General features: G+C 45.5%; 14 protein-coding genes and 1 pseudogene. 7 read left to right on the top strand and 8 right to left on the bottom strand.

Annotated elements, in window-relative coordinates:
- Window positions 1–72 precede the first annotated feature (72 nt).
- The 7 genes from BLT91_RS26665 to BLT91_RS26635 form a co-directional block, all read right to left on the bottom strand.
- A complete protein-coding gene (locus tag BLT91_RS26665) occupies window positions 73–1,170 on the bottom strand; it encodes a HupE/UreJ family protein (RefSeq protein ID WP_090826813.1) in 1,098 nt (365 codons plus the stop codon).
- Window positions 1,171–1,273: 103 nt separating this feature from the next.
- The gene (locus BLT91_RS26660) at window positions 1,274–3,724 is read right to left on the bottom strand and encodes a heavy metal translocating P-type ATPase (RefSeq protein ID WP_090826811.1); all 2,451 of its coding nucleotides are present in this window, start codon (window positions 3,722–3,724) and stop codon (window positions 1,274–1,276) included.
- A gap of 95 nt (window positions 3,725–3,819) precedes the next feature.
- A complete protein-coding gene (locus tag BLT91_RS26655; RefSeq protein WP_090826809.1) occupies window positions 3,820–4,023 on the bottom strand; it encodes a copper ion binding protein in 204 nt (67 codons plus the stop codon).
- A gap of 17 nt (window positions 4,024–4,040) precedes the next feature.
- Entirely contained in the window at window positions 4,041–4,373 is a 333-nt protein-coding gene (locus BLT91_RS26650; protein WP_090826808.1) for a metal-sensitive transcriptional regulator, read from the bottom strand.
- A 114-nt stretch (window positions 4,374–4,487) separates the two neighbouring features.
- Window positions 4,488–5,669, bottom strand: coding sequence for a polysaccharide deacetylase family protein (locus BLT91_RS26645; protein WP_090826806.1), 1,182 nt, complete (start codon window positions 5,667–5,669; stop codon window positions 4,488–4,490).
- Between the two features lie 571 nt (window positions 5,670–6,240).
- On the bottom strand, window positions 6,241–7,293 hold the full coding sequence (add, locus tag BLT91_RS26640; RefSeq protein WP_090826805.1) for an adenosine deaminase: 1,053 nt from the start codon (window positions 7,291–7,293) through the stop codon (window positions 6,241–6,243).
- 253 nt (window positions 7,294–7,546) lie between these two features.
- Window positions 7,547–8,245: a DNA alkylation repair protein gene (locus BLT91_RS26635; RefSeq protein ID WP_090826804.1), complete on the bottom strand. Its 699-nt coding sequence runs from the start codon at window positions 8,243–8,245 to the stop codon at window positions 7,547–7,549.
- Between the two features lie 122 nt (window positions 8,246–8,367).
- Here BLT91_RS26635 and BLT91_RS26630 point away from each other — a divergent pair, with 122 nt between their 5' ends.
- The 7 genes and pseudogenes from BLT91_RS26630 (at window position 8,368) to BLT91_RS26605 (ending at window position 15,055) form a co-directional block, all read left to right on the top strand.
- Complete coding sequence (locus BLT91_RS26630) at window positions 8,368–9,165, top strand: Cof-type HAD-IIB family hydrolase (RefSeq protein ID WP_090826802.1); 798 nt, start codon at window positions 8,368–8,370, stop codon at window positions 9,163–9,165.
- Between the two features lie 142 nt (window positions 9,166–9,307).
- Window positions 9,308–10,927, top strand: a complete 1,620-nt coding sequence (locus tag BLT91_RS26625; RefSeq protein WP_090826800.1) for a long-chain fatty acid--CoA ligase — start codon at window positions 9,308–9,310, stop codon at window positions 10,925–10,927.
- A gap of 7 nt (window positions 10,928–10,934) precedes the next feature.
- Window positions 10,935–11,384, top strand: a complete 450-nt coding sequence (locus BLT91_RS26620) for an acyl-CoA thioesterase (protein WP_090826798.1) — start codon at window positions 10,935–10,937, stop codon at window positions 11,382–11,384.
- A 33-nt stretch (window positions 11,385–11,417) separates the two neighbouring features.
- Window positions 11,418–11,540, top strand: a pseudogene (locus BLT91_RS34025) (2,4-dienoyl-CoA reductase); the annotation flags it as partial.
- A 282-nt stretch (window positions 11,541–11,822) separates the two neighbouring features.
- Complete coding sequence (locus BLT91_RS26615) at window positions 11,823–12,932, top strand: alanine racemase (protein WP_368086857.1); 1,110 nt, start codon at window positions 11,823–11,825, stop codon at window positions 12,930–12,932.
- A gap of 22 nt (window positions 12,933–12,954) precedes the next feature.
- On the top strand, window positions 12,955–14,559 hold the full coding sequence (locus BLT91_RS26610; protein ID WP_090826796.1) for an N-acyl-D-amino-acid deacylase family protein: 1,605 nt from the start codon (window positions 12,955–12,957) through the stop codon (window positions 14,557–14,559).
- Window positions 14,560–14,590: 31 nt separating this feature from the next.
- Window positions 14,591–15,055: a RidA family protein gene (locus BLT91_RS26605; RefSeq protein ID WP_090826795.1), complete on the top strand. Its 465-nt coding sequence runs from the start codon at window positions 14,591–14,593 to the stop codon at window positions 15,053–15,055.
- 254 nt (window positions 15,056–15,309) lie between these two features.
- Here the strand turns inward: BLT91_RS26605 and BLT91_RS26600 are convergent, their stop codons facing one another.
- Window positions 15,310–17,040 carry a methyl-accepting chemotaxis protein gene (locus BLT91_RS26600; protein ID WP_090826793.1) on the bottom strand — a complete coding sequence of 577 codons (1,731 nt, stop codon included), beginning with the start codon at window positions 17,038–17,040 and terminating at the stop codon, window positions 15,310–15,312.
- Between the last annotated feature and the right edge of the window lie 119 nt (window positions 17,041–17,159).

The following is a 17,159-nucleotide window of genomic DNA, read 5'->3' as shown; positions in this document are numbered from 1 at the left end:
TTTCCTCCTCTTTATTATAAAAGGTACTTGTGTGAAAGCGAAATCTATATTCTTGCTTATTATTATTTTCAATTACAAAATAATACCCATACGCTGTAATGCCCAATATACTGCGATTAAAAAGACAATAATAGAAACTCCAATTAACATTTTTCGATACCATGTAAATTTTTGAAGTTTAAGTAGGAATGGAAGGATTGCAAGAACAATACCCAGTTGACCAGTTTCTACTCCTACGTTAAAAGATAACAAAGAACTGATTAAATACTCTCTTGGTAATCCTATTTCACTAATTGCACCTGCGAATCCCATTCCATGTATTAAACCAAATAAGAACGTTATGACCCAGCGCATTCGAACCGATTTGATAAACGGATTTTCTATAGCAACGTAAGCAATGGTTAATGCAATCCCTGTTTCTATCCATCGTGAATTAACAGAAATGTGCCCTGTCGCAGTTAAAAATAATGTAATACTGTGGGCTAACGTAAAAGCAGTGACGATTTTTATTATATCTTTAAGTCTTATAGCAACTATAATTAATGAAAGCAAGAATAATAAGTGATCATAACCGGTTAAGATGTGTTTAATCCCCAATAAAAAATATTGCCAAGCAGAAGATGCCATTGTTGTATTATTCATGGGGACATAATGATAAAAGCGGTGTCCCGTGTCAAATATGGTTTGATCTATATCATCCTCTTTAGTGATGATTAAAAAATTAACGTGCTGAGGGTCGTAATCATCAAAAAGTAAATTATATGTGATTGAAAGACTTTCGACCGATGAAACCGACGTAAATTGTAAGTTGAATTCGATTGAAGGAATCCCAAGATTATCTGTCTTAGATATGGAATGCAAAGAACATTCTAACAGTTTCGATTTGTTTTCAAGCTTTAGATGAGTTTTAAAGTAACTTTCAATTTCTGTTCTCTGATTATTTAACTCTTCTAAGGTCAATACATTATTCTTGTCAGTGTCAAAAACAAGCAGACTGGATTCAGGTAGTGTCAAGTTAAAGTTAACCTTTTTACTTTCAATCGTGACCTCTGAGTATCCGCTGTCTATTGAATGTGCTTTGCTGGGAGTAATAAAGATAAAAAAGGGTATACATAAAATAAACAATAAACTTACGATTTTAGGGATCAATATCCTCATCCGTTGATCCATCTTCGTTCAAATCCTCCAACCTTTGTTATATCTCTTTTATTCTTTTGATGGACTAATGATGGTTCTTTTCAAATGAATACTGACTTCAGTTCCTTTGCCTTCTTCACTTTTGATATGAATTTCTCCATAACCTCATTCGTTGCAAGCGTAAGGCGTTTAAAACAACCGATACCGAGCTTAGAGCCATGGCAGCACCGGCTACCCAGGGTGCTAAAAGTCCAAGTGCCGCAATCGGTATTCCGAGTGCATTGTAACCGAGTGCCCAAAACAGGTTCTGTTTAATGTTCGTCATCGTTTTGCGGCTCATATAAATGGCATCTGCAATGCTAGTAAGTTCTCCGCGCATCAGTGTCACATCCGCTGCTTCAATCGCAATGTCAGTGCCCGTACCGATAGCTATGCCGACGTCAGCCGTCGCAAGAGCTGGAGCATCATTGATGCCATCACCCACCATTGCCACTTTTTTTCCTTGTCCTTGAAGTTTCTTCACTTCCTCAGCTTTGCCTTCCGGGAGCACTTCAGCAAGAACATGATCGATGCCAACTTGCTGTGCGATGGCATGCGCCGTCCGTTGGTTATCACCTGTCATCATGATGACCTCAATGCCCATTTCTTTTAAGCGAGCGACCGCCTCTTTTGATGAATCCTTGATTGTATCCGCTACGGTTACCATACCTGCGTACTTGTAATCCACCGCTACGAGCATAGCGGTTTTGCCTTCGGATTCGAGCTTTTCCATAGCAGTTTCTGCTTTTCCAAAGTCGATGGCTTCACGCTGCAGAAGCTTGCGGGTTCCAACAAGTACTTCCTTACCTTCTACGATGGCTCGAATTCCGTAGCCAGGAATGGACTCAAACTGCTCAGTAGTGGTAAGTAGGATACCTTTAGCAACAATCCCAGCAACAATCGCCTCAGCAAGCGGATGCTCTGATTTTTTTTCGGCAGAACCGATTAGTCTAAGAATTGTATCTTCTTCATCTATGTTTTCAATTTGAACGTCTGTAAGTTCCGGTTTCCCTTTAGTTACCGTACCCGTTTTATCAAGCACGATGGTTTGCACTTTTTGCATTGATTCTAAATGTTCCCCGCCCTTAAACAGGATGCCAAATTCCGCAGCGCGACCGGATCCGGCCATAATCGATGTTGGTGTTGCAAGTCCTAAAGCACAAGGGCATGCAATGACAAGGATCGCAATGGCCTTTTCCAGCGCAGCTGCAAACTCATTTGGAGCAACCCAGATATACCAAACCAAAAATGTTACAACAGCAATTCCTGCAACAATCGGGACAAAGATACCCGAGATCACATCCGCGATACGTTGTATAGGTGCTTTAGAACCTTGGGCTTCTTCTACAACTTTGATAATTTGAGCGAGAGCTGTCTCTTTCCCAACACGAGTTGCTTTAATTTTTAAGCTGCCGTTTTTATTAACAGTAGCGCCAATAACGGCGTCACCATTTTTTTTCTCAACAGGGATACTTTCCCCAGTAAGCATGGATTCATCAACAGCAGACAAACCATCTACAACTTCACCGTCGACTGGGACTTTCTCACCCGGTTTTACAAGAACAATGTCCTCAATGACAACTTCTTCAACTGGTATAGCCATTTCTTCACCATTCCGAATGACTAACGCTGTTTTCGCTTGAAGCCCCATCAATTTTTTGATGGCTTCAGAGGTGCGTCCTTTTGCCAACACCTCAAACAATTTCCCTAAAATAATCAAAGTTATAAGAATCGCGCTTGTTTCATAATACATATTCGGCGCATGGTGATTGGCATCAGCAGAAGCTGCCCATTGCAGTGTTAGGTATAAACTATAGAAGTACGCGGCTGATGTTCCAAGGGAAACAAGTACATCCATATTGGCGCTTTTATTGCGAAGTGCTTTGTATGCTCCCACGTAAAACTGACTACCGATAATAAACTGTACCGGTGTGGCAAGCACAAGCTGTACCCAAGGATTCATAAAGAACTCCGGCAGGTAAATCCACGATGTAAATGTAAAGTGGCTCACCATGGCCCACAGAAGTGGTAACGAAAGGATTGCCGATACCGCTAACTGTATTTTCTTGTGGCGAATCTCCTTTTGCTTATAATCGCCTTTAGTTTCAACTTCATCTTTACGTATGGCATTGTATCCTAGCTGATCTACTTTTTTAACCATATCGCTTACAGAAACTTCAGTAGCTCTATACTCGACATGGGCTGTTTCTAAGGCAAGGTTAACAGTAGCTTTGCTAACTCCTGGCATTTTATTTAAGCCTTTCTCAATACGAGTCGAGCACGCTGCGCAGGTCATACCTATGATATTAAAATCGACTGTATCCTTTACGGTGCTGTAACCCAGGTCTAGTATTTTTTCTTCCATGGCAGTTACGCTTATTTGTCTCGGATTATATGTTACAGATGCCTTCTCGAGGGCAAAATTTACGTTGGCATCAGCAACACCTTCTAATTTCTTCAAGCCTTTTTCTATCCGGTTCGCACACGCCGCACATGTCATGCCCGTAATTTGTAGACTTGCTTGTTGCTGCTCTAATTGTTTCACCATTTCAACCCTCCTACGCCACAATACCCCTATGGGGTATATTTTATTCAAAAAAAATAGGTGTTACAATGGAGCCGCATGTAGCGGCTTATCTATCTTCATTTCGCGACATCATAGCCATTATCTTCAATTGCTTCTTTAATAGCGTCCAAAGAAACTTTAGACTCATCGAAATCTACAGTAACAGAACCACCACTCAAATCAACTTTGCCGGAAGCACCAAGTTTCTTAACTGCGCCTTCAACGGAATTCACGCAATGACCGCAGGACATACCCTCAACTTTAAGTGTAACTGTTTGCATATTAATCTCTCCCTTTATTATTTAATTAATTTATTCATAGTAACCATAAGCTCTTTAATAACCTCATTATCGCCTTCTTGAATGCGTTCTAGCACACAGCTGTTTAAATGATGTTCGAGAAGCAGTTTCCCAACACCGTTTAAAGCTGATTGAACCGCGGCGATTTGATTTAACACATCGTCACAATACGTATCCTTCTCTATAAGACCTTTCACACCGCGAATTTGTCCTTCGATGCGATTGAGCCTAGAAATCAAATTGTTTTTTGTTTTATCAGAATGATGACTTTTTCGATCACTGCCCGAATGGCAACTGTCCTCATTTAATTCTTGTTTATCTTGTTGTTCCATTGCATTTCCTCCTCACATTTCCAACATACCATACCCCCATACCCTATATCAAGCCTATTTTAAAATTTTTCCATGGAAAAACCCCAGTTCTACTGAGGTTTTTTAAAGTATGGTCTATTCACTTGCTGCCATTGACCAAGTCCTGTCAAAAAACTTTTGGGTGATTGGATCGTAGACGATGTGAGCGTCCATCATTTTCGTTAAATCGTCTAATCCGATGCTCAAGGTGCGCTTTAGTCCAATCCGCTTAAGTGGTTTTTGCAAAGGAACGATATGCCCGTTCTCTGATACAGTCAAAGCTTTTAAATCCACGATGTAGTGATGCCCGTTATAATATAGACTTATTTGTTTCTTACTATCCTGCAAAATCGTTCCGCCAATCTGTTCGACCCCATCACGTACGGGTACGTAATCAAACTTCTTCTGTAGATCGACGACTCTGCGTTTGATCAATTGGTCGAGATTATCTGGCGAAATAGTCGGGCTCCCAGCATTGATTCTAGGCAAAAACATCGGATTATCTTGACGGTTCGCAAGACCATTCACAATCGTGAACGCATAACCGATTCCCCCCTGATGAATCAGATCCGCAGCTTCTTTATGGTAAGCCCCGAATGGATACGTGTACAGATCGATTGGATCAGAGGAAATTGCCTGCAGTTTGTTGATACAGGTTTCGGTATCATTTATTATTCGCGATTTGTAATCCGCCTCCGATTCGACCTTACCCGTCTGTTTAATGAAGCTTGTCAGTAAAAATCCTCCGTCATTCTGCTTGGAGTGTAAGCTATCAGAATGGCACTGGAATGCGAAGGCGGGATCCTTTTGCTTCATCTCGGCGATATCTTGTCTGGATAAGAAAGGGACCGGGTTATTGTCGGAATCGTCCATATTTTTCGTAATAACAAAGTTGATTGCAGGAATATGCATCAGTTCCATAATCGGAAAAGCCTCTTGGTAAAAGCTTTTGTACCCGTCATCGAAGGTAACAAGCACTGCGTTATCGACTACAGGGCCGCCTGCCATAAATGTTTTGAAATCACTCACTGTAATAAAATGATATCCTTCTTTTTTGAGTTTGGTAAGCTGCTTGCTAAATAGATCCGTAGTGATCGTAATGTTGCTTTTCGCCGAATCGCTAATGTTGTGATAGATGAGGATGGCAACCTGATCTTTGTAGAAGGACTGCGGATGAAAAGAAAACAAAGATATGCTCGATGAACATAGTACGACCAAGATGATGAAGACAGCGCTGAGATTAGATAGTACTTTTCCCCTTATTATTTGTTTTTTCATGTCACCCACTTGAATGCGCTTTCATAATAATAACAACTTGAATTTGAAGTTGATCAACTTTTAACATCCCGCGATTATCTCCTTTGAGGAACGTAAGAAATGAATAGAATTATTGTGATGAAGTCATTAATCTAATATACCAAAATTTTTAATGTCAGACTATTATTTTTTAGTCCTTAGGACCTAGAAAATAAAGGATTTCGTAAACTACCTAAGCCATCCTTGGCTAAAAGCGTATTCCCTTAAATAGTTTCTGAAGCAAAAACCAACTTTTTAGGCCCGTACTCATCCGTTCGTATGTCTGGAATCCTCCTCCCTTTCAGGGGTTTTCACTTGCCGTAATAATATAGACCGACTCTGAGGTCAACTTCCGGGTGATTTGAAGATAACGACAGCATAACGATAAATTTTTATCAAACAAAAAGATTTTGCCGATTGAAGAGATGAATAAATTGTTTCGCCGGCTTTCGTTGATGCTGCGACTAATATAAATTCTGATTTATTGCTTCCCCCTCCCTTGGTCACACGAACGAGATTGTATAACGTGCAGAACAGTACGGCAATAGGTATGTCAATTTAACAAACTCAGACCCAGACTGCTTATCTCATCTTCCATTTCTCGTCTTAACGAAAGCTTATCATTCTCCTCCAGAAACGCGGCATCTACCCCATTCATGATAAGCTTCACGAGCTCTGGTGCGGTAAAGCCAAAACGGTCCGACAGAACGCGGTATTCATTCGTAATATTGGTTCCCGATACGCTTGGATTATCTGTATTAATTGTGACGACGAGCCCTTGCTCTAAATATTCGCGGATCGGATAGGCTTCCCATCCGGAAACCGCCTTCGTTTGGATGTTGCTGATGGGGCACATTTCCAGCGGGATACGACGATCTTTGACCATTTCTAAAATGCTTCTGTTTTCCCTTAATCTAACACCGTGCCCAATTCGGACAGCGCCAAGATTCGTTACGGCTTCAAACACATTTATCGCTCCGGCTGCTTCCCCGGCATGGATTGTGACAGGGATTCCGAGCCTTCCCGATTCGGCAAAAACCTCTCGGAAAAACTCCGGCGGATACGACGCCTCATCTCCGGCTAAGTCGACAGCAACCAAACCTTTACCTACAAACTTAGCAGCTGCTTCAATGACTTCGAGATTACTTCCGTAAGAATGATTTCTCATGCAAATTGCAATGACGCCGGCTCTCACACCAAAATCCCGCTGCCCCCGCTTCATTCCCGCCACCACATGATGAATCGTTTCTTCAACAGTCAAACCATTGTTTCGATGCAGTTGCGGGGCAAAACGAACCTCCACATATTTGCAGTTATGTTCCGCCGATTGCTGAGCAACCTCGTAAGCAACACGCTCCAAAGCTTCACCCGATTGCAGAAATTGGGTTGTGAAATCGAATTTACTTAAGTATTCGATGAGACTGCCGCACTCCTCACCTACACGCATATGTGGAATTAATCCCTCTTTATCGTAAACGGGAAGATCAATGCCTTGATCCAGGGCAAGCTCAAGAATCGTTTCCGGCTTTACACTCCCGTCCAAGTGCAAATGAAGATCAACTTTAGGCAGGCGCGATAATAATTCATGCGTCCGATTATGTGCCATCTCCCATCATCCCTTCATCCCTTCATAAAATTTTAGTGTAAAAAAAGCGGAACAGATATAAGCCTCCACAAAGAATTTTATTAACTTTAAACCAATGTCACTAACATGTCAATATATATGACAAAATCATTCGATTTATTATTGTATGCGTAAGGTTTTATGACGTGATAAGCCAACCCTTACTTTAACCTTGGAAAATACCCCTTAGCACATAAAAAAATCCACACAAGGTACAACCCCTGTGTGGATTTTACTACTTCTCTCTCTCACGAGCCTCCTTGCGCTGAATGACCTTCAGCGCTTCCCGCACGCTAAGCGGTGAAAGCTCCGTCTCTGCAACGAACGCTTGCACGGCAGCAGCATCCGTCTTCGAGTACTCCCGAAGCGCCCAGCCAATCGCTTTACGGATGAAGAACTCATTGGAGTCCGCCATTCGCCGGATGCTGCTAAACAACAGCGGAACATCCGTCCGCTGCTTATACTTCAATTGAAACAAGATGGCTGTGCGCTGCAGCCACATGTTGCCCGAGGCCAACCATTTCTCTACATAGGCAGGGATCAGGTCCGGATATTTCTGCAATTGAAAGCCAATCAAATGGTCTGCGATCGTATCCACTGAATCCCACCAGGATTGGGTAGCTACCATTCGCTCCAGAACCTCAATGCGCTCCCGTTCTGCTTCCTTGCGCAGCTGAATGAGCAGCAGCATCGCCGTGTAGGCAAACTCCCGCTCTGGCAGTTGCCAAAGTTCCTCTGCGACTCGTACACCTTCCGCTCCTTTGGGGAAGCCATTTTCCTTCCAAAACTGCTTCGTCAGCGCCACTCGCTCCGGATTTCGAATCCCAAGGAACGGGAACTGATTTTGCATGTAGGCCGCCATCGCCGTCGAATCGGCCGCATTGCTGTGTGCTCGCAGCCAAGCCTCCAGCTTGTCCGTATAAGGTGATGCCATCGTCTGCGTGCCTCCTTTTTACCAGTTAAGCTATACGCTTTATTGTAGCAATTCTGCCATGATTCGGGTATGCTTATAGCAGAATTTTTATATAGATTACCTATCGGATAGGAGAGAACTGCATGACTTACAAACTAATTGCCGCTGACTTAGATGATACACTGCTGCGTGATGATCTGACGATTTCACAAGAAACGATCGAGGCGATGCATCAAGCTGTTGCCAAAGGCGTGACCGTAACGATTGCAACGGGAAGAAGCTTCCCATCCGCAGCCAAGATCGCCAATCAACTCGGACTCAACGTACCCATCATCACGTACCAAGGAGCCTTGATCAAAAATCTTCTTGATGAGGAAGTCCTCTACGAGCGGACTGTTCCTGTAGAAAGTGCCCGATACTTGCTTGATTTTTGCGAAAAAAGAAATCTTCATCTTCAGCTTTACCATGGCGATCAGCTTTATGCAGGTGAAGATAACGATAAGATCCAAAATTATGTACGCCTTTCCAAAACTCCTTATATCATCGGTGATCTGCGCCAGTGGATCGACATTCCTCAGCCCAAGCTGCTGATCATTGATAAACCGGAGGTTTGCGACCACATCCGCGAGGAGCTGCTGCCTCTGCTTGGTGATCAGATGCACATAACGAAATCCAAACCGCACTATTTGGAATTCATGCACAAAGAAGGCACTAAGGGTCATGCTATCACCTTCCTTGCTGAGCATATTGGCTGCACTTTAGATGAAGTCATAGCACTCGGCGATGCGTGGAACGATAGGGAAATGCTTGAAGTCGCAGGACTTGGCGTCGCGATGGATAATGCTTTGCCAGAGCTTAAAGAGCTGGCCAACTACATTACCAAAAGCAACAATGAGGATGGCGTCAGGCACGTCATTGAGAAGTTTATTTTGAATACTTAAGAGTCAAACCGATTCCACCTGCATATCGACATGCGATGGTGTCGGTTTTTTTATTTACAATTGATTATTTTTTTTGGACATATCCTACCACTTAGATTTATATATTACAATAGATTCAGACAATCTCCGGAGGTGTTTCCACATGGAAAATTTCCCATTAACGCTGCGCTCTCTCTTTGAACGTTCACAATCCTTGTTTCCCAAAAAAGAGGTTGTTTCACGTACAAGCACCGGCATCCACCGGTACACTTACGCCGATTTCGGGAGGCGAGCGAAGCAATTGTCCAGCTCACTACAAGCACTTGGCGTCAAACCAGGTGATCGGGTTGCCACATTTGCCTGGAATCATCACTGGCATCTAGAGGCCTATTTCGCCATCCCCTGTATGGAAGCCGTCCTGCACACCGTCAACATCCGCCTCCCCGCTGATCATATTGCTTATATTCTCAATCATGCAGAAGACCGTTTCCTCTTCGTTGATGAGACCTTACTTCCTATCATTGAGAAGATTCAGGATCAACTTACGACGATAGAAGGCTTTATTTTGATGACGGACAAAAAGGAACTTCCGCCTACATCTTTACATCCCGTCTATTTATATGAGAACATGATAGAAAGCGGCGATCCTCATTTTACATACGCTGCCGATATTAATGAAAGCGCTCCCGCAGGCATGTGCTACACGTCTGCTACAACAGGGAATCCCAAGGGTGTGGTGTATTCCCATCGCGGGATTTACCTGCATTCCCTCTCTATCGGCCTGACGGATACGCTGGGTCTTTCCGAACGAGACACTGTTCTGCCTATTGTGCCGATGTTTCACGTCAATGCTTGGGGGCTTCCGTTCTCCTCGGTCTGGTTCGGCAGCAAGCAAGTGCTTCCGGGGCCTTCACCGACCCCGGATATCCTGCTTCGCTTGATCGCAGACGAGAAAGTAACGATTGCGGCTGGTGTTCCTACAGTGTGGACGGCAGCCCTTAAGGCGCAAGAATTACTGCAGGCGGATCTATCATCCCTGCGGGCAGTAGTCTGCGGCGGTTCGGCTGCCCCGCGAAGTTTGATAGAAAGCTACGAGCAGCGGCTCAATGTTCCTTTCTATCATGCCTATGGGATGACCGAAACGTGTCCTCTTGTTACCGTTGCCCGTCTCAAAAGCTATCAGGAAGAGGCTTCTCTCGATGAACAGTACGATACGCGGGCTATGCAGGGAATACTTGTTCCTGGGCTTGATATGAAAATCGTTGGACCTCGCGGTGAGGTGGCTTGGGACGGTAAAGAGATGGGCGAAATCTTACTCCGCGGGCCATGGGTAGCTACGGAATACTACAAAGATGCCAGAACGCAGGAATCGTTCCAAGACGGATGGTTCTATAGCGGAGATATCGCGGTTATTGATAGCGAGGGATTCGTAAAGCTGGTCGACAGAGCCAAGGATTTGGTCAAAAGCGGTGGCGAATGGATTTCATCTCTAGACTTAGAAAACACATTAATGGCACATCCGAATGTTTTCGAAGCTTGTGTCATCGGCGTGCCGCATCCCAAATGGGATGAACGGCCTCTCGCCTTCGTCGTACTCAAAGACGCCGCTTTACAGACTGATGACGACAAAGAGGATTTACTCAATTTTCTGAAAAACAAATTTGCCAAATGGTGGATTCCCGACGATGTTGTCTTCCTTCACGAAATACCTAGGACGTCGGTTGGTAAATTCATGAAACGCGAGCTGCGCGAGCAGTATCAAACCTACTTTACAGGAGACTAGACTTGTTATGAACAATCCCGAATTAGAAGGCTACCGCTATTTTACACCAACGAAAGTCCGTTTCTGTGAAACCGATGCGAACGGACACCTGAGTCATCTTTCTTCCGTCATTTACATGGAGCAAGCCCGCTGTGAGTATATGAACGAGTTGGGTTTATTTTTTGCAAACTCGGAAGTTAATCTGGTTGATAAAACCTTTTTTCTCGTCAGCCAGAGCGTAGAGTACAAGTCTCAGGCACATTTTAACGATAACCTTGATATCTATATGAAAGTGAGCCGAATTGGCAAATCGTCGATTGAAATGCATTATGCAATTGTTAAGCGTGAAAATCAGCAAGTCGTGAGCTTTGCTATCAGCACCGGCGTTTATGTCGATGTTCACACGCAAAAAAGCACCCCGCTGCCAGAAGATTTAGCAAGCCGAATCGAGCAATTTGAAGCTACTTTCCCCCAATAGCAGCATTCACATCATTAATCATTAATAGCGCAAATTGAGCGCTCGCTTGCCGTCTAGTGGGCGCGGCACGGCATCCGGAAGGTCGCCATCGCGCCTGGGCTCTTCCTGACCGACGGCGCGTGGAGCCGACTGGCTCCAACGCCTGAGCTGTCGGAGAATGGCTGAATGGCTAGCAGTCACCAGAAGTCTAAACGTAAGTAACCGTCAGGCTGTACCTGACGGTTTTTTCACTTTTATTAACACCTGTCTCAAAAATTGGCCAGTGTGGAGTGTCAACCGCAGCGACTATCTCCGGCGTGCCTTCCGCTAAAATGCCTCCTGCACAATCGCAAACATTAAAGTTATAATCTAGTTATACAATAAAATCAGGCATACTGCTTGGCTGACACTTTATAGCCGCTTAGAAGAAGGCGAAAGCGCCGCGAAAGAGAGTGAAGCATGATGACAGAAACCTTGGAAACGCCTTGTATAATTATTGACACAGAACGCATGGATCGCAACATTCAAGTTATGGCTGACATGGTCAACAAACATCATGTGAAGCTGCGCCCGCATGCGAAGACGCACAAGCTCCCTTCTATCGCACTCCAGCAGATGGAAGCCGGCGCTGTCGGCATCACGGTAGCGAAAGTGTCTGAAGCCGAAGTCATGGCTGCGAATGGAGTAAGCAACATCTTCATCGCTTATCCGCTTGTGACAGTTAGCAAAATTGAAAGAGCTATTCGCCTAAGCGAGCAAATCGAGCTGATCGTCGGCGTCGATAGCTTAGCAGGCGCTCAGCTATTGGAGCAAACCGCTAGCCGGCTAGGTCACTCGTTGCAAGTTCGGCTGGAAATCGATACGGGCTTGCGCCGAACCGGCGTCCTCTACGAGCAAGCCTCAGCGCTCGCTTTTGAGATCGCCCGCATGCCGCATTTGCGGCTGACAGGCATCTATACGTTTCGCGGCTCACTGCTTGCAGGCAAGCCTACGCTTGACGTGGCTGCGGCCGGTCAAGAAGAAGGCAAGCTAATGGTGCAGCTTGCCGAGCGTCTTAGAGCGCAGGGCATCGCCATCACGGATGTTAGCGTAGGATCAACACCAACTGCCGCTTACGCCGCTGCAGTTGAAGGCGTGACGGAGGTCCGCCCAGGTACCTACGTGTTTCACGATCGAATGCAGGCGCGCTTAGGCGTTTGCGACCTCGATGACTGCGCTGCCAGTGTGCTTGTCACAGTCGTTAGCCGCCCGTCAGCTGATCTCGCGATCATCGATGGCGGCAGCAAAACGTTCGCTACTGATGTGCAGCCAGGCACCGATCCACTTCAACTGCGCGGCTTCGGCCACATCGTTAATCTAGAGGATGCGCTGCTCATTCGCATGACGGAAGAGCATGGCATGGTTGAACTCGGGCCACTCGCCCAAGCGGCTAACTTACAGATTGGCGACAAACTCCGTATTATTCCTAACCATATTTGCAGCACCGTCAACCTGCATAATCAAGTTATTTTACAGCGCAGTGATAAGCTTGAGCGCTTGCCGGTGCTCGCGCGGGGTATGTTGGAGTAAGAATTAGGGAGGCGTTACCTTTATGTTGGATCTTATCTTGAAAAACGGACGGATTGTTGATGGTACCGGCAATCCTTGGTTTTCAGGCGATGTAGGGATTTCAGACAATAAAATCGTCGCCGTTGGTCAGATTCATGATGAAGCTGTGCAAGTGGTTGATGTGCAGCATCAGGTCATTTCCCCTGGCTTTATTGATGGACACTGTCATTCTGATCTGATGATCTTCGATTATCCACACAGCGAAATCAAGATGCGTCAAGGGGTGACAGCTGAGGTTGTCGGGAACTGCGGATTGGCGCCTGCCCCTTTTGTCCCTGCACAAGAAGAGCTGCTGCAAAGTTATGTCCAGCCTGTGCTCGGTCAGACGAAATGGGCATGGCCTTGGGAAACTGTCGCCGAATACATGGATGCTGTTTCAAATTCCCGTCCTTCTGAGCATATGGCTACCTATGTCGCTCATGGCTCACTTCGTATTGCGGTGATGGGATTTGCCAATCGACCTGCAGCTCCACAAGAAATCACGCTGATGAAGCATATGCTGGAAGAAGGCTTGAAGGCCGGAGCTATCGGCCTCTCGATCGGTCTCCTCTATGCGCCGGGCAGCTACACGAGCAAAGAAGAAATTGCTGAATTGTGTTCGGTACTCCCGAAATTTGGCGGTCTCTTCTCAACACATATTCGCGGGGAAGGTAACAATCTGCTGCCCTCGGTTCAGGAAGTGATTTGGATTGCCGAAAAAGCTGGCGTATCTCTGCACATCAGCCATCTCAAAGCTGCCGGCAAACGGAATTGGGGTCAAATCGTTGATACTTTGGATTTGATTGAAGATGCAAGAGCACGCGGTATGGATGTAACCTGCGATGTTTATCCCTACAACGCAGGCTCAACGAGTTTAACGACCATACTTCCTCCTTGGGTGTTGGAAGGCGGGATTGAAAAAGCGTTAGACGTCATTCGCATCCCTAAAATGCGCGCCCTTATCCGTGAAGAATTAAGTCATGAACAGGTTACTTGGGACAATCTCGTTTGCTCCACCGGTTGGCAAAGTGTGTTCCTATCCGCCATGCACACGGAGAAAAACCGTCATCTCGAAGGCAAGCACATCGCCGAAATTAGTGAATTTCGCGGGCAGCATTCTGCAGATTGTATGATGGATTTGCTTCTGGAGGAAGATGGAAGGATCTCTATCGTCTACTTCCATATGTCCGACGATGACGTTAAACAAGTTGTCGCTTATGATAAATCGCTCATCGCTTCGGATAGTCTCACTTGCGATACTGGGAAGCCGCACCCGCGTCTATATGGGACGTTCCCGCGGGTTTTCGCCAAATATGTGCGCGAGAACCGCGTTCTGACTTTGGAACAAGCGGTTCGCAAAGTCACATCCTTCCCTGTGCAGCGCTTCAAGCTCGGCATGCGCGGTCTTATTGTCCCCGGCTATATCGCTGATGTGGCGGTCTTTAACCCCGATACGATTCAGGATCATGCGACATTCGAGGAGCCTAGACGCTATCCAGACGGTATCTCGCATGTCGTCGTAAATGGAACGTTATCTTTATCCAATGGTCAGCATACACAAGCACGAGAAGGTATTTTCATTCGTGCGCAGCACTGCTGCCGACATTAAGCCGAAATCAAATGACTTGGAGGTCAACATGATGTCCCGAATCGAACAACGCCTACAAGAGCTAGGCATCACGCTTCCCCCATCCCCCGAACCGCGTTTCACGTATATTCCTTGTAATCAAACAGGGAATCTCATTTATTTGTCCGGTCAGGATTGTCGTATTAACGGAGAGCTCATGTACGAAGGTAAGCTTGGCCGCGAAGTAACCCTCGAACAGGGACAAGCGGCAGCCCGTCAAACCATTATCAATTGCTTAGCTGTTATGAAGGGATATCTCGGAGATTTGGATCGTGTTGTTAAAATCGTGAAAATGCTTGGTTTCGTCAACAGCGCACCGGGCTTTGGAGATCAACCCTATGTCATCAATGGCGCGTCCGACTTGTTAGTGGCTGTGTTCGGTGAGCATGGCAAGCATGCTCGTTCAGCGATTGGTACGAGTGAGCTGCCTTTTCACACACCGGTAGAAATTGAACTTATCGTAGAAGTACGTGATTAGGAGTAAAGTACTGCAAAAAGTAGTAAAGAATGCAGATGAGTTCGTTAATTAGGCGAAAATTGCCCGGATTACAATGTACGCAGAACTACGAAAAACGCCCGTTTTCATGAGCAAAGAGGAACGAGGATTCGTTATTTCGGTCCACGTTCCGTTAGAATCGCGTTATAACTCACTTTTACCAAATTAGCGGATTTTCGTTCCTCTTATGTAGTCAAACTGGACCGATATGCCCTTTATCTTTGCTTACTAAACTATCACACACGGAATCTTCCGATTAATGTTTGCAAATCAGCAGCCATGTTGTTGAGAACAGTAGCTGAGGAGACAATCTCCTCCATGCTCGCATATTGAACCTCGATGTTGAAGGAAACGTTTCTTGCTCCCGAAGCCGTTTGTCCAGCCACTTCATCGATCGCGCGAATCACATCTACAGCTGCACGAGTTTTCTCGGAAATAGCTGCCGAGCTGCCGGCTACTTCCTCGATCTGCCTGGCGACTTCGTCCATCGCCTCGCGAATACGCTTAAAGGTATCTCGCGCTACGCCGACCACCTCAAGCCCCGTCTCCACCTCTCGGCTCCCCGCCTCGGTAGAACTTACGACCTCCCTTGTTTCATCCTGAATGCTCGAAACAAGATTAGCGACTTCTTCAGCAGCTGCTCCCGTCTGCATGGATAACTTGCGGACTTCCTCGGCGACGACCGCAAAGCCTTTGCCAGCGGCACCGGCACGTGCTGCTTCAATGGAGGCATTGAGCGCGAGCATATTCGTCTGTCTTGCGATATTTGCAATCATCCCGTTTGCATTGACGATTTGTTCAGACCGTTGACCCAGCCTCTGTACCGATTCAGAAAGCTCCTTCATCTTCTGGTATATGGCATTCATCTGTGTTATCGCTGTCTCGACAGCTGCATTGCCTTCTCCTGCCTCTTGCTGTGCGAGGGAAGACTGATGGTTAGCTGACTGCGTTACACTTGCAATTTGAATGACGGCTGCGGACATTTCCTCCATAATAGAGACACCCAGATGTATACTGCGAACTTGCGCATCCGTTCCCGTTGAAATTTCTTGAACAGTGTTTGTAATCCGTTCGGAAGACTCGCTAACTTGTCCGGAATTGCTGCTGAGCGCTTCCGATGCAGCAGCAACATGCTGGGCACTGCTTCCTACCTGACTAATTAAGCTATGCAGATTGGCTTTCATTTGATTAAAAGCCGACGCTAAGTCTCTTAATTCGTCCTTGTTCTTCACGTGAATATCGCTAACCGTTAAATCGCATGCTGCGATTCGTTCAGCAGCCCGTACCATAGAACGCATCGGATTAACAATCATGCGAGAAAGCAAGAGGCCGATCGCTAAGGCGAATAGGAAGGCGACCAAACTTACCCAAATCAACGTTCTAACGATTGATTGAACTACGTCATGATTGCGAGCAGAGGCTTCCTCCTGGATTACCCTTTCCAGCTCTTCAATCTTGACGGCTGCATGCGTCAATGTTTCTGTCGTCGGAATGGCCCACTGCATAGCTTCAGCTTTGGCTAGAGCAGCATTCCCTTTGTCCGCGTATTCCGTCACTTTCTTTACAAGACGAGCAAAAGTCATGTTTGAATCTATCATGGACTGGATCGCACTCTGCTCATCCTCATTCTTCGAAAGCTTGCCCATCTCTGTAATGATTGAAGCAAGCGTGACATTCATTTCTGTTAATTGTTTCTCTTTATCCTTCGATGGATCTAACACATAGCCGAACAGCATACTGTTTTGCATTTGTGTTTTCTCTTTAATATCAGAAACATTTCGAAGAATAGAAACATTATCACTTAAGAGTTTAGAATACGAGTTGTCCACTTTATTCAAGTATGTATAAGACATGCCGCTGGTTACTGCTGCGAGTAAAGATACGATAACAAATGTCCCTACAATTTTGCTTCTCAAAGAAACCGAAAGTAATTGCTTTCTCCAACTAGTCGAATTACGATTTACCATGACTATGCCCTCCTGCAATTGTAAAGTAATCGCTTTCATTTTATACACGATAACAGGCTGTCGTTATGTTGCGACAGCCTGTTTCACCTTTTACATATAACCAAATGATGTTGATCGTC

Source organism: Paenibacillus sp. yr247 (assembly GCF_900103825.1).
In the GTDB taxonomy this organism is placed as follows: Bacteria; Bacillota; Bacilli; order Paenibacillales; family NBRC-103111; genus Paenibacillus_E.
Note: the sequence above shows the minus strand (reverse complement) of the source record. Positions and strands in the feature narration are given on the sequence as shown.